This window comes from Aromatoleum petrolei (genome assembly GCF_017894385.1).
Classification (GTDB): domain Bacteria; phylum Pseudomonadota; class Gammaproteobacteria; order Burkholderiales; family Rhodocyclaceae; genus Aromatoleum; species Aromatoleum petrolei.
This window is the reverse complement of the sequence record NZ_CP059560.1, coordinates 2,542,577-2,556,354: the sequence shown is the minus strand read 5'-3', so window position 1 is coordinate 2,556,354 and position 13,778 is coordinate 2,542,577. Positions and strand designations below refer to the sequence as shown.

Sequence of the window (13,778 nt, the reverse complement as noted above, 5' to 3'; positions counted from 1 at the left end):
TGCGGAATTGCTTCTTTGTTTGCTGCGGCGACTGCGCAACGCGTCGTGCTTCGATAATTTCGTCGGTTACGACGATTCCGGGCTGAGCCGCAAGGCGGAGAGGTTTCGCGGATTCCCCGATGCGCTGAACGGCCCGCCGCAACTCAAACACCGCGTCGGCCGGCCTTGATCAGTCCGCGGTGTGCCTTCGCTTCGAGGCGCTTCTTCACCGATGCGCGCGTCGGCCGGGTCGGGTGGCGCACCTTCGGCACCTCGGCTGCCCGATTGACGAGTTCTTCGAGCCGACGCATGGCTTCGGCGCGGTTTTTCTCCAGGCTGCGGAATTTCTGCGCCTTGATGATCACCACGCCGTCCTGGCTGATGCGCCGGTCGCCCAGCGCCAGCAGCCGCGTGCGCACCGCCTCGGGCAGCGACGAGGCCCCGATGTCGAAGCGCAGATGGACCGCGTTCGATACCTTGTTGACGTTCTGGCCGCCGGCGCCCTGCGCGCGGATGGCGGTCAGCTCGACCTCGTCGGGCGCGACGACGATGCGCGGCGACACTCAGCGCACGTCCAGCAGGCTCGCGTCCCAGGCGGCGTGCTTCTCGAAGCCGATCAGGTTGGCGACGGTCGCGGCGATGTTCGACAGGCCAGCCCCGTCGACGCTCTTCAACCCCAGCTTGCCGCCGCTGACCTTGTCGTACAGGATCAGCGGCACGGGGTTGAGCGTGTGCGCGGTCTTGGCCTTGAACGAACCGTCGGCGTTCTGTGCCGGCTGCTTGGTCTTCTTGTCGAGTTCGAACATCTCGTCGGCGTTGCCGTGGTCGGCGGTGATCAGCGCCACACCGCCGGCCGCGTCGATCGCGGGCAGCAGGCGCGACAGCGCGAGATCGACGGCCTCGACCGCCATCGTCGCGGCGCGGAAGTGGCCCGAGTGGCCGACCATGTCGCCGTTGGCATAGTTGCAGCGCAGGACCTTGTATTGACCGCTGCGGATCGCTGCGATCATCGCGTCGGTGATCTCGGCGGCCTTCATCCACGGGCGTTGCTCGAAAGGCACGACGTCGCTCGGCACTTCCTCCCAGGTCTCGCCGTCGAACTTGTTCGAGCGGTTGCCGTTCCAGAAGTAGGTCACGTGGCCGAACTTCTGCGTCTCGGAGCACGCGAACTGGGCGATGCCGCTCTTCGACAGCCACTCGCTCATGGTGTCGCGAATCGCCGGCGGATCGACGAGGAAGCGCTTGGGGAGCTTGAGGTCGCCGTCGTATTGCAGCATCCCGGCGTAGGTCACGCGGGGTACGCGCACGCGGTCGAACTTGTCGAACTCGGCGCCTTCCTCGAAGGCGCGCGTGATCTCGATCGCGCGGTCGCCGCGGAAGTTGTAGAAGACCACCGCGTCGCCGTCCTCGATGGTGCCGACCGGCTGGCCGTCCCTGCCGATGACGAAGGCGGGCAGGTCCTGGTCGATGGTGCCGGGGTGTTTCTCGCGCAGCGCGCGCACCGCCTCGGAGGCGCTCGCGAACTGCTCGCCGCGGCCCAGGACGTGCGTGTGCCAGCCCTGTTCGACCATCTTCCAGTTGGCGTCGTAGCGGTCCATGGTGATCGTCATGCGCCCGCCGCCGGAGGCGATCTGCGCGTCGAAGCCGCTTGCCTGCATCTCGGCGAGGAAGGCCTCGAAGGGCTCCACGTATTCGAGCGCGCTTGTTTCCGGCACGTCGCGCCCGTCGAGTAGCGCGTGGATGCGCACGGCCTTGACGCCTTCATCGCGCGCGCGCAGCACCATCGCCTTGAGGTGGTCGATGTGGCTGTGCACGTTGCCGTCGGAGAAGAGCCCGATGAAGTGCAGCACGCCGCGGCCGGCCTTGGCGCCGGCGACGACCTGCTGCCACGCAGCGCCCTGCCAGATCGCGCCAGAGGCGATCGCGTCGGCGACCAGCGCCGCGCCTTGCGCGTACACCTGGCCTGCACCGATGGCGTTGTGGCCGACTTCCGAGTTGCCCATGTCCTCGTCCGAGGGCATGCCGACCGCCGTGCCGTGCGCGCGCAGCAGCAGGTGCGGATAGCGCGCGAACAGCGCATCGAGGGTCGGCTTTCTCGCCGCGGCGATTGCGCTGCCGACGTCGGTCTTGGGAACGCCGTAGCCGTCCATGACGATGACGACGACCGGGCCGGTGATGCCGGGGAAGGACGGGAGCTTTTGCAGCATTCTGGGAGATTCCTTCATTGCGGGGGCGGAAAACCCGATATTTTAGCGAAGGCGTGCGGAGAGTTTCGTATGAGGTCGTTGCGGAGGGCGTCGATGTGCTGGCGACCCATTGACGGGCAACGTATCCTGATGCGGTGATCGCCCGCAAATACCTCTATCTCCTCGCCCTCGCGCGCGAACGGCATTTCGGCCGCGCGGCCGAAAGCTGCCACGTGTCGCCGTCCACGCTGTCGGGGGCGATCCGCGACCTGGAGGACGAACTGGGTGTCGCGCTGGTGGTGCGCGGGCAGCGCTTCGCAGGGCTGACGCCGGAAGGGGAATGCGTCGTCGCGCACGCGAAGCGCGTCGCCGCCGGCGCGGACGACCTGCGGCACGAGCTGGGCATGCTGCGCGACGGGCTGCGCGGACCCTTGCGCATCGGCGTGATCCCGACTGCGCTGCCGGTCGTCGCGTCGCTGACCGAGGCCTTTGCCGACGCGCACCCGGCCGTTGCGATCGAAGTGCGCTCGGCGAGCACGCGCGAGATCCTCAACGCGCTGCGCAATTTCGAGCTGGAGGCCGGCGTCGTGTACGCGCATTCGGCCGCGGCGCCGGACCTGGATTATTGTCCGCTGTGGCGCGAGCAGCTGGTGTTCCTGACCACCTCCTCGACCGCATCGCCCGACGAGGCGATCACCTGGGAAGGCGCGGCGCGCCAGTCCTTGTGTCTGTTGTCGCGCGACATGCAGAACCGCCAGACGATCGACCGCGTCTTCGAGTCCCTGGAATGCACGCCGCACGTGGGGCTGGAGACGAACTCCATTCTCAGCCTTCTCGCGCACGTTCGCACCGGGCGCTGGTCGACGATCCTGCCGCGCAGCGTGCTGGGGCTCGTTGGCGAGCCATCGGGGCTGCGCGCGCTTGCTCTGGTGAAACCGGCGGTCGCATGGGAGACCGGGCTCGTGACCTTGCGGCGTGAGCCCAATTCGCCGCTCGTGGATGCGATGAACGAGGTGGCGCGCAAGGTCGTGGGAACGTCGTGAGGCGCGGGTTAGGTTCCCGGCATGCGAAGCGGTGCACCCCGGGGATGAGTTTGTCACGAGCGAGGCATCGAACCGCCAGCGCCCGCGCCGCAATCACGGCTTGAGGCGTCTTGCGAGGTACTCGGGAAAGTCGGCTGCCATCACGGGCCGGCTGAAAAGGTAGCCCTGAATTGCGTCACAGCCGTGTTGGCGCAGGAAGGAAAGTTGCTCCTCCGTCTCCACGCCCTCAGCGACGACCTGGCGACCAAGACTGTGAGCGAGCGAGATGATCATCAAGGCGATTTCCGCATCCTCGCGCGACGTCGGGATTCCTGCCACGAAGGACTGGTCGATCTTGATGCAATCGAGCGGGAATCGCTTGAAATAGTTGAGGCTGGAATAGCCCGTACCGAAATCGTCGAGCGCGATCTGGATACCCGCGTCCCGCAGACTCGCGAGGACTGCGATCGCGCGCTCGGGATCCTCCATCATCGCGCTTTCGGTCACCTCGACATGCAGCTGGTGCGCAGGGACATTCCATCGTCGCAGCGCATTCTGCAGCAAGGCGAGCAAGTCCGACTGCTGGAACTGGCGCGGCGAGACGTTCACGGCGACACTCACCCCCGAGAGATCGGCGGCCCGCCACGCCGCAAGCTGCCGGCAGGCCGAATCGATGACCCATTCGCCGATCGGCACGATGAGCCCCGTCTCCTCCGCGAGCGGGATGAAGTTTGCAGGCGAGACCAGACCGGCCTGCGGATCGCGCCAGCGGAGCAATGCCTCGGCGCCGAAGACCATCCCGTCGGCCAGGCTTACCTTGGGCTGATAGTGGAGTTCGAACTCGCCACGTTCCAAGGCCCCGCGCAGAGAGCCTTCCAGCGCCAGCCGCTCCATCGCGCGGGCGTTCATCTCCGGCGCGTAGAAGCGGAAACCGTTGCGCCCGCCCTGCTTCGCGCGATACATGGCGACGTCGGCGTTCTTCAGGAGGGACTCTGGCTCTTCGGCGTCGCGCGGGTAAAGCGCGATGCCGATGCTGGCCGTCACCCGAACATCGTGTCCGGAAAGGCGCACCGGGGCTGTCAGCGTATCGAGGCACTTCGCGGCGAGCGACGCGACGTTGCTCTCCGAACCGACATCCGGCAGCACGATCATGAACTCATCGCCGCCCAGCCGGGCGACGGTGTCCTCCTCGCGCAGGCGTGCACGGAGCCGTCCCGCCACTTCACACAGCAGACGGTCCCCGGCCGGATGCCCCAGGCTGTCGTTGATGAACTTGAAGCGATCGAGATCGAGCAGCATCACGGCGAGCTGCTTCCCGCCCCGATTTGCGCGGAGGATTCCACGCTCGAGGCGATCCTGCAGCAGGTTGCGATTGGCCAGGCCGGTCAGGGCATCGTGATTGGCCTGCTTCTCCAGTTCCAGCTCATAACGCTTGCGATCGGTCAGATCGTTGAACACGGAGATGAAGTGCGTGACCCGGCCGCGTGCGTCGCGCATGGAAGCGACGGACACATCGTTCCAGAACAGGGATCCGTCCCGCCGGTAATTGCGCAGGGTGACCCGCGCACTGCCGCCGCTGCGGACGGCATCCCTCAGGCGCTGGATGTCGGGTTGCGCCCAATCGCCCCCCAGCAGAATCCGCGGGTTGCGGCCGATCACGTCTTCGGCCGGATAGCCGGTCATGAGCGTGAATGCGGGGTTCACGTAAATGATCGGATTATCCCGCTCCGATCGCGCCTCGCTGATCACGATCGCATTGATGCTCTCCTCGATGGCCCGGTTGCGCAGCCTCAGCTTGTCCTCCATCTGCCGTTGTGCGGCCAGCGAACGCAGGGCGCGCAGGCCATACGCGATATCGTCGGCAAGTTCCTTGAGCAGGTTCACTTCGTCCGTATCGAAAGCGTCCGATTCCGCGGCCAGGATGCACAGCACGCCGAGGGGCTCGCCTCGGCAGATCAGGGGAAAGGCTCCCGCCGCCTCGATCGGGCGCCTGAGCACGACGCCCTCGCGCCAGCGCTCCGTGGCCGGATCATGGCTCATGTCGCGCACGATCTGCGCTTCGCCGCTACGCACTGCCTTGCCAAGAGGGGTCTGACCTGCTTCGGTGTCCGACCAGGAAAAGTGCATCGACTGCAAAGCCCCATGGTCGTCACCGGCACTCGCGACGGTTTCGATCGAGCACTCCGCATCGTGTCGCACGAGGCCCACCCAAGCCGCGCCGAAGCCGCCGTGACCGACCAGGAAGCGGCACATGTCGCCCAGCAGGCCGATTTCGTCGGAGGCGCGCACCAGGGTGCGGTTGCACTCGGCCATGACCTTGCGCGCACGCAGCACGCGGCGTAGCTGAAGTTCGGCGGCCTTGCGGTTGGCAATTTCGACGGCGAGTTCGTCCGCCCGTTGCTCCAGGCGCCGATAGAGAATCCAGTTCTCGTAGACGCGCCCGGCGTGTGCCGCGTGCGCCCCGGAGATCCATTCGTCTTCCTCGGAGAACTCCGGTGCACCGAGCTTGTTGAAGAGGCACACCCAGCCATAGACCGCCATGGCGGACGCAACGGGAGCGGCCACCCCGCAATGCACGGCGGGGAATTGCGGCGGAAGGCCGAGCAATTCGGGTCTGCCGCCCGGATTGCTGAAGCGCATGGGACGGCGTTCCGCCATCATTTCGGCCAGCACGCCGCTCTCGCCCTGGATGGCATTGCGAAAGCCGGTTTCCTGCTCTTCCGTGAGACCGTGCCCGAGCAGGACCATGCCTCTGCCGTCGCCGTTGCCCTGGAGCGCGACGAGGGCATAACTCGCGCCGGTGAGTTCGCGCACGCCCTGACACACCTTGTCCAACAAGAGCCGCGTGTCGCGTTCCGCCGAGAGCTTGAGGTTCAGTTCGGTGAGCGCGGCGAGCCGCTGGTTTGCCTGCTCGAGTTCCTCGGCCTTCGCCGCCAGCTTGTTGGTCAGAAGCTGCCGGTGGTCCTTGTCGAAGTCCTTCGCAATCGCCACCGTCGGTGCGTGGTCGTCGGCGGCCAGGGCCTCATGCACCGCAGCCAGGAAGTCCTCCGGCTGGCACGGCTTGATCACGATCCTTGAGACGCCAAGCCCTTCGGCCAGATGGTGGGCCTCGCGCTCGTGGTAGTTCGCCGTGTGAAACATCACGCGGGTCGCGGCAAGTTCGGGTGCGTCGCGCAATCGACGAACGAACTCATAACCATCCATCGTCGGCATCAGAATGTCGCAGATCACGAGATCGGGATGCTCGGCGGCGACGATCTGCAAGGCCTCCGCGCCGTCGACCGCCTCGAGCACGGCATGCCCGTCGTAACTGAGCAGGGTGCTGAAGAGGTCCCGGGTCGGTTCGTAGTCATCGACAATCAGCAACTTCGCCATGCTGACCTCCGTTTTGGTTGCGGCGGACCACCTCCTCGATCACGGTCTAGACGTCCCCGACGTCGATCCTGGCCAACCTGCATGCGTCGAGGGACATCGCGTTTCCTGTTCAAACATCCGTGCCATGTAGCTGGATGCCGGAAACATTCGATCTCTAATCACGTATAGCAAGGCTTCCCGCTGATAACCCAGTGAATTTGTAACCTATTGACTCGCCCGCTTTCCGCTCCGTTCGGAAAAAGCGAACAATTCTTCGACACAATCCGCTTTGCGCCAGCCGGAAGCCGCACTATCGTTCAATGCATCCGCCGGCGGGGCCATCGTGGTCCGATGCCCGGCAAATCTTGCGCGGGACCCCCATGATGCCCAGAAACCCCGAGCGCGGTCGCAAGCGCGAACCGCTCCCTGAATCCGCCCGCGAGGCCGCCGCGGTGGCCTTGGCCCCGGACCTCGCCGCCGGCCTCACGCCGCGAGCCGATCGCCTGATCGAATACCTGCACCGCTTGCAGGACACCCATGGTGCGCTGCACGCCGACCACCTCGCGGCGCTCGCCGAGGCGCTGAAGCTCGCGCGTGCCGAGGTGTTCGAGGTCGCTACCTTCTACCATCACTTCGATTTCGTCCCGGCCGGGGCGGAGGCGCCGCCGGCGCTGACGGTGCGTGTGTGCGATTCGCTCGGCTGTGCGCTGGCGGGCGGCGCGGAATTGGCTGCCTCGCTCGCGACCCGTCTCGGCGCGGACGTGCGTGTCCAGCGCGTGCCCTGCGTCGGCCGCTGCGACAGCGCGCCGGTCGCGGTCGTCGGGCAGAAGCCGGTGCTCAATGCTGACGCGGACAAGGTCGCCGCGGTCGTCGCCAGCGGCGAGCGCGCTGAAACGATGCCGGAGGCGATCCGCTTCGATGCCTACCGCGCCGCGGGCGGCTACGCGCTGTGGGAGGCGGTTCGCAGCGGCGCACGCGACGCGGAATCGATCGTCGCGGCGCTCGATCACGCGGGCCTGCGCGGTCTCGGCGGTGCCGGCTTCCCGGCCGCGCGCAAGTGGCGCACCGTCGCCGCCCAGCCCGCGCCGCGCAACATGGCCGTCAACATCGACGAAGGCGAGCCCGGCACCTTCAAGGACCGCCACTACCTCGCGAGCGATCCGCACCGCTTCATCGAAGGCATGCTGATCGCCGCGTGCGTCGTCGGCATCGCGGGCATCTGGATCTACATCCGCGACGAATACCCCGCACTGCGTCGCCTGCTCGCCGAGGAACTGGACCGCGTGCGCGCCGCATGGCCGGACCTGCCCCCCATCGAGCTGCGCCGCGGCGCCGGCGCCTACGTGTGCGGCGAGGAGTCGGCGATGATCGAGTCGATCGAAGGCAAGCGCGGCATGCCGCGGCTGCGCCCGCCCTATGTGGCCGAAGTCGGCTTGTTCGGGCGCCCGACGCTGGAGCACAACCTCGAGACGCTGTGGTGGGTGCGGGACATCGTCGAGAAGGGGGGCGACTGGTTCGCGAGCTTCGGCCGCAACGGCCGCAAGGGCTTGCGCAGCTTCTCCGTCAGCGGGCGCGTCGCCAAACCCGGTGTCGTCGTCACCGACGCCGGCATCACGCTGCGCGAACTGGTCGACGAACACTGCGGCGGCATGCTCCCCGGCCACGAGCTCTACGGCTATTTTCCCGGCGGTGCCTCGGGCGGCATCCTGCCCGCGCGTCTCGCGGACGTGCCACTCGACTTCGACACGCTCGCACCCCACGGCTGCTTCATCGGCTCGGCGGCGATCGTCGTCTTCTCGCAGCACGACCAGGCGCGGCTGCTGGCCGAGAATGCGATGGAATTCTTCGCCCACGAATCCTGCGGCCAATGCACGCCCTGCCGCGTCGGCACCGCCAAGGCGGCCGAACTGATGAAGGCGCCGCAATGGAACGCCGGGCTGCTGACCGAACTCGGAAAGACCATGATGGACGCCTCGATCTGTGGCCTCGGCCAGGCCGCGCCGAACCCGATGCAATCGGTGCTGCGCTTCTTCCCGCACGAGGTCGGCGCAGCGCATCAGGAGAAAACCGCATGAAGGCCGACGACATGATCCGCTTCGAACTCGACGGTCGCGAGATCGACGCCGCGCCGGGCGAATCCATCCTGCAGGCCGCGCGCCGCGCCGGCACCGACATCCCGCACCTGTGCTACACGGACGGCCTGCGCGCCGACGGCAACTGCCGCGCCTGTGTCGTCGAGATCGACGGCGAGCGCGTGCTCGCGCCCTCGTGCTGCCGTGCACCGAAGCCCGGCATGAAGGTGAAGGCCGAGAGCGAACGCGCCCGCGCCTCGCAACGCATGGTGCTGGAACTGCTGCGCGCCGACGTGCCGGCCGAAGCCGAGAAGGCCGACTCCGAGCTCGCGCACTGGTGCGACGAACTGGGCGTGAAGGAATCGCGTTTCGCGCCGCGCGAACAACCGGCCGCCGACCGCAGCCATCCCGGCATCGCCGTGAACCTCGCCGCCTGCATCCAATGCACGCGCTGCCTGCGCGCCTGCCGCGAGGAACAGGTGAACGACGTGATCGGCCTCGCGCGCCGCGGCGCCGATACGGCGATCGTGTTCGACTTCAATGACCCGATGGGCACCTCCTCGTGCGTCGGCTGCGGCGAATGCGTGCAGGCCTGCCCGACCGGCGCGCTGCTGCCGGCGGCGCTCGTGACGGCCGCGCCCGAACCCGCCGTCGTGCTGGGCGCCTTCGCCGAACCGATCACGGCGCCCGCGCCGGTCGCCGAGACGAAAGCGATCGACTCGCTGTGCCCGTACTGCGGCGTCGGCTGCCAGACGACCTACCACGTCGCCGGCGAAGGCGGCGAGGCGAAGATCATCCACGTCGTCGGCCGCGACGGCCCCGCCAACTCCGGCCGCCTGTGCGTGAAGGGGCGCTACGGCTTCGGCTACCCGCGCCACTCGCAGCGCCTCACGAAACCGCTGATCCGCAAGCCCGGCATCGCCAAGGCCGTCGATCTCGATCCGGCCAATCCGCTCGCCGCCTTCCGCGAAGCGACGTGGGACGAGGCGCTCGACTTTGCCGCCGCCGGCCTCGCGCGCATCAAGGCGCAGCACGGCCCGCACGCGCTCGCCGGCTTCGGCTCGGCGAAAGGCAGCAACGAGGAGGCCTACCTCTTCCAGAAGCTCGTCCGCACGGGCTTCGGTACCCATAACGTCGACCACTGCACGCGCCTGTGCCATGCGTCCTCGGTCGCTGCACTCCTGGAAGGCATCGGCTCGGGCGCCGTGTCCAACCCCGTGCGCGACGTCGAGTTCGCCGACGTGATCGTCGTGATCGGCGCGAATCCGGCGGCGAACCACCCGGTCGCCGCGTCCTTCATCAAGAACGCGGTGGAGCGGGGCGCGAAGCTGGTGCTGATGGACCCGCGCGAAACTCCGCTCGCGCGCCACGCCCACCGCTTCCTGCAGTTCCGCCCCGACGCCGACGTCACCCTGCTGCTGTCGCTCGCCTGCGTGATCATCGAAGAAGGGCTCACCGACGAAGCCTTCATCGCCGCGCGCACCGAAGGCTTCGACGCCTTCCGCGCCGCCGCGCTGGCGTTCCCGCCCGAGCGCGTCGAAGCGGTCACCGGCATCCCGGCCGAGACCGCCCGCGAAGTTGCGCGTCTGTACGCCAAGGGCCCCAACAGCATCATCTTCTGGGGCATGGGGGTGTCGCAGCACACGCACGGCACCGACAACTCGCGCTGCCTCATCGCGCTCGCGCTGATGACCGGCCAGATCGGCCGCCGCGGCACCGGCCTGCACCCGCTGCGCGGCCAGAACAACGTGCAGGGCGCCTCCGACGCCGGCCTGATCCCGATGATGTTCCCGGATTACCAGCGCGTCGCCGACCCGGCGATCCGCGCCAAGTTCGAGGCGCTGTGGAACACGCCGCTGTCCGACAAGCCGGGCCTGACGGTGGTCGAGATCATGGACGCCGCGCTACAAGGCCAGATCCGCGGCATGTGCATCGAAGGCGAAAACCCGGCGATGTCGGACCCCGACCTCGCGCACGCCCGCGCCGCGCTCGGTGGCCTCGACCACCTCGTCGTGCAGGACCTCTTCCTCACCGAGACCGCGATGCTCGCCGACGTGATCCTGCCCGCCTCCAGCCTGATGGAGAAGAGCGGCAGCTTCACCAACACCGACCGCCTCGTGCAGCTCGCGCAACCCGTCCTGCCGCTGCCGGGAGATGCGCGCCCCGACTGGTGGATCATCCAGCAGGTCGCGCAGCGCTTGGGGCTCGCGTGGAACTACGCCGGGCCGGCCGCCATCTTCGACGAACTGCGCCAAGCGCTGCCCGCCTACGCCGGCATCACCTGGGCGCAGCTCGAAGCGGAGAGCGCCGTCGTCGCGCCGAAGTTCACCGAGGACGGCCCTTCGTATCCGGTCCTCTTCGAGGATGACTTCCCGACTGCCAACGGCCGCGCCCGCTTCGTCGCCGTCACGCCGCTGCCCGCGGCCGAGCTGCCGGACGACGACTACCCGATGGTGCTCACGACCGGCCGCGTGCTCGAACACTGGCACACCGGCTCGATGACACGTCGCGCCAACGTCCTCGACGCGCTCGAACCGCAGCCGTGGTGCACCGTACACCCGGACGACCTGGCTGCGGCCGGCATCGCCTCCGGCGAAACGGTCACGCTGGAAACCCGCCGCGGAGCGATCACCCTGGAGGCCCGCGCTGACCGCGGCATGCAGAAGGGTTCGGTCTTCATGCCCTTCTGCTACGTCGAAGCCGCAGCGAACCTGCTCACGCAGCCCGCGCTGGACCCCTTCGGCAAGATCCCTGAGTTCAAGTATTGCGCCGTCCGAATCACCACGAAGGAAACCGTCGAAACCTGACCAAGTCCGCCTGAATCCGAAGACGTGGGGGATCGCCAAGCCGATCCCTTCAATCCCATAACGGCCCCGCAACCCGTTTTCATGCGATGATCCCGTTTTTCGTCCGCAGCTCCCGCAGCTTCCCGCAATGAATACCGAAACGACTCCCGAAGCCCTCGCCGAACAGCCCACCGCTCCGGCCGCCGCAGCCAAGCCCGCCGGCATCGATGCCCGCGGACTGCTGCAGAAGCTTCAGGAAATCTCTACGACCTTCAGCGAAGTCAAACCGCTCGCGCTGCGCATCGACAAGGCCATCGGCGAGCGCTTCCCGGATGTCGACCGCAAGGTCATCCGCAGCGCGATGCGCATGCACACCGCGACGACGCGCTACCTGAAGGCGGTCGAGAAGGCCACTGCGCGCTTCGACCTCGACGGCAAGGAGAGCGGCGAAGTCACCGAGGAGCAGCGCCAGCACGCCGCGCAGACGCTCAAGGAGCGCTTTGCCGAGGTCGCCAAGCGCAAGAAGGCGGCGGCCGAGGCCGAGCGCGAGCGCCAGCGCGCCGAGGAAGCCGAGCGTCGCAAGACCGAGAAGCTCGCGCAACTCGTCGGCAAGTTCTCCAGGCGCTGAGCCGGCCCGCGTACGCTGCGCGTGCGCGGCGTACGTCAGGTGAACAACCAAAGGCCCTGCCGGGGTGACCGACAGGGCTCTGCTGGGCGCGCAGGAGGGGTTCAGAACTCGTATTCGAGTTTCATGCGCAGCGTGTGCTCAGGCGTGTCCTTCGTCATGCCGAAGAGGAAGCCCACGTCGTACTTGAGCGCCTGGTGGCCACCCAGCGGCAGCTTGCCGAAGACCGCCGGGCCGGCCATGTGCTCCTGCTCGTCCGACTTCGCCCAGTCGTTCCACTTTCCGACCTCGCCCATGCCCTGCACGCCGTACTCGAAAGTCGGCATCAGGCGGTATTTCAGCTGCCACTGATAGCCGAGTTCGGTGTCGCTCTTCTCCTCGGCATCGTAGTGCCGCTCGGCGAGCAGGTTGAAATTCGCCTGCACCTTGCCGAAATCCTTCTGCGTCAGCAGCCCCAGCTTCAGCTCCCAGCCCTCGTCATGCTCGCGCGGACGCTCGATCTCGACCAGCAGGCCGAGGTCGACCGGATATTTTCCGGTCTCGGTGAGCTGGAACTTGTTCTCCCACTCGAAAGCCTCGTACTTGAAACGTTCGCCGCGCTCGCGTTCGTATTCGACGCTCAGTTCGGTGAACCACCACGGCGTCACGCCCGTGCCGTAGCCGATCACCATCGCCGTCTCGTCTTCCTTGCTGTGGTCGCGATGCGAACCGGCCTTGAATTCGATCTCGTTTTCGCCGTACTCCACGGTCGGCGTGTAAATGGATGCGGCCGGGCCGGCGTGGGCGATCCCCGCGCCGAAACCGGCGAGCGCGAGGGCGATGAGTTGCTTCTTCATGAAGGTCCTTTCGGTGTCGTGCGTTGAAAACGGGGGCGCAGGCGTGCCGGACCCGGCCGGCGGCGGGCCGGGGGCATGTCGCGAAAACGGGGTCAGGCCGGCGTGGCCGAGCGCGCCGGTGCGCGGGCGAGAAACATGCCCAGCGCGATCGCGGCGACGGTGCCGAGGTAGAACAGCGCCTGCATCGCGCTCGGCCGCGGGTCGTAGCCTGCGAGCACATGCAGCAGCGTGCCGGCGGGCGAGTTCGCCGACAGCCAGGCCGAGGTGTCCCACAGCGGGTTGGCGAGCGGCGGCAGGATGTCGCCCTGGATCAGGAAGCGCGCCATCTGCCCCGCCATGCCCGCCGCGAGCAGCAGCACCAGCGCGGCAGTGACACCGAAGAACCGGCGCACCGGCACGCGCAGCAGGCCGGCGTACATCGCGAAACCCACCCCAGCACCGGCCGCGAGGCCGAGCGCGCCGCCCGCGAGCACCTGCCCGGCCGATTCCCCCTCCGAGGCGAGGCTGTACAGGAACAGCGCGGTTTCCGACCCCTCGCGCAGCACGGCCATCGCCACCAGCACCATGATCGCCGACAACTCGCGCCGGCCGTCCGCGACGTCGCGCACGATCGCGCGCGCGCCTGCAACCATCTCGCGCGCATGCCGCGCCATCCAGATGTTGTGCCACGCCAGCATCGACACGGCGAGGCCGAGGATGCAGGCGTTGAGCATCTCCTGCCCCATGCCGTCGGCCATGTCGGCGATCCGGCCGGCCAGCGCGGCCACGATGAGCGCACCCATCACGCCGGCGGCGACGCCAGCCGACAGCCAGCGATTGCGTCCGGGCAGGGTGCGTGCGGCTGCGGCGATGATGCCGATCAGCAGCGCCGCTTCGAGCGACTCGCGGAAGACGATGATGGCGGCACCGAGCATGGCG

General features: G+C 67.7%; 9 protein-coding genes. 4 read left to right on the top strand and 5 right to left on the bottom strand.

Going from position 1 to position 13,778, the window contains the following annotated elements:
• Positions 1–143: 143 nt before the first annotated feature.
• Together arfB and gpmI are read right to left on the bottom strand one after the other, a co-directional pair.
• Positions 144–542 carry an alternative ribosome rescue aminoacyl-tRNA hydrolase ArfB gene (arfB, locus tag ToN1_RS11700; RefSeq protein WP_169206524.1) on the bottom strand — a complete coding sequence of 133 codons (399 nt, stop codon included), beginning with the start codon at positions 540–542 and terminating at the stop codon, positions 144–146.
• Positions 543–2,186, bottom strand: a complete 1,644-nt coding sequence (gpmI, locus tag ToN1_RS11695; protein ID WP_169206525.1) for a 2,3-bisphosphoglycerate-independent phosphoglycerate mutase — start codon at positions 2,184–2,186, stop codon at positions 543–545.
• A gap of 134 nt (positions 2,187–2,320) precedes the next feature.
• On the opposite strand from gpmI, the gene ToN1_RS11690 reads away from it, so the two are divergent.
• On the top strand, positions 2,321–3,208 hold the full coding sequence (locus ToN1_RS11690; protein ID WP_169206526.1) for a LysR substrate-binding domain-containing protein: 888 nt from the start codon (positions 2,321–2,323) through the stop codon (positions 3,206–3,208).
• A 93-nt stretch (positions 3,209–3,301) separates the two neighbouring features.
• On the opposite strand, the gene ToN1_RS11685 is transcribed toward ToN1_RS11690, so the two are convergent.
• Positions 3,302–6,562 carry an EAL domain-containing protein gene (locus ToN1_RS11685; protein ID WP_169206527.1) on the bottom strand — a complete coding sequence of 1,087 codons (3,261 nt, stop codon included), beginning with the start codon at positions 6,560–6,562 and terminating at the stop codon, positions 3,302–3,304.
• Between the two features lie 359 nt (positions 6,563–6,921).
• On the opposite strand from ToN1_RS11685, the gene ToN1_RS11680 reads away from it, so the two are divergent.
• The 3 genes from ToN1_RS11680 to ToN1_RS11670 all read left to right on the top strand — a co-directional run bounded on the left by ToN1_RS11680 (position 6,922) and on the right by ToN1_RS11670 (position 12,027).
• On the top strand, positions 6,922–8,616 hold the full coding sequence (locus ToN1_RS11680; RefSeq protein ID WP_169206528.1) for an NAD(P)H-dependent oxidoreductase subunit E: 1,695 nt from the start codon (positions 6,922–6,924) through the stop codon (positions 8,614–8,616).
• Complete coding sequence (gene fdhF, locus ToN1_RS11675; RefSeq protein ID WP_169206529.1) at positions 8,613–11,420, top strand: formate dehydrogenase subunit alpha; 2,808 nt, start codon at positions 8,613–8,615, stop codon at positions 11,418–11,420. The genes ToN1_RS11680 and fdhF overlap by 4 nt, the downstream gene beginning before the upstream one ends.
• 127 nt (positions 11,421–11,547) lie before the next feature.
• Entirely contained in the window at positions 11,548–12,027 is a 480-nt protein-coding gene (locus ToN1_RS11670; protein ID WP_169206530.1) for a ProQ/FINO family protein, read from the top strand.
• A 101-nt stretch (positions 12,028–12,128) separates the two neighbouring features.
• Here the strand turns inward: ToN1_RS11670 and ToN1_RS11665 are convergent, their stop codons facing one another.
• Together ToN1_RS11665 and ToN1_RS11660 are read right to left on the bottom strand one after the other, a co-directional pair.
• Entirely contained in the window at positions 12,129–12,860 is a 732-nt protein-coding gene (locus ToN1_RS11665; protein ID WP_169206531.1) for a hypothetical protein, read from the bottom strand.
• Between the two features lie 92 nt (positions 12,861–12,952).
• The gene (locus ToN1_RS11660) at positions 12,953–13,774 is read right to left on the bottom strand and encodes an FTR1 family iron permease (protein ID WP_169206532.1); all 822 of its coding nucleotides are present in this window, start codon (positions 13,772–13,774) and stop codon (positions 12,953–12,955) included.
• Positions 13,775–13,778 lie beyond the last annotated feature (4 nt).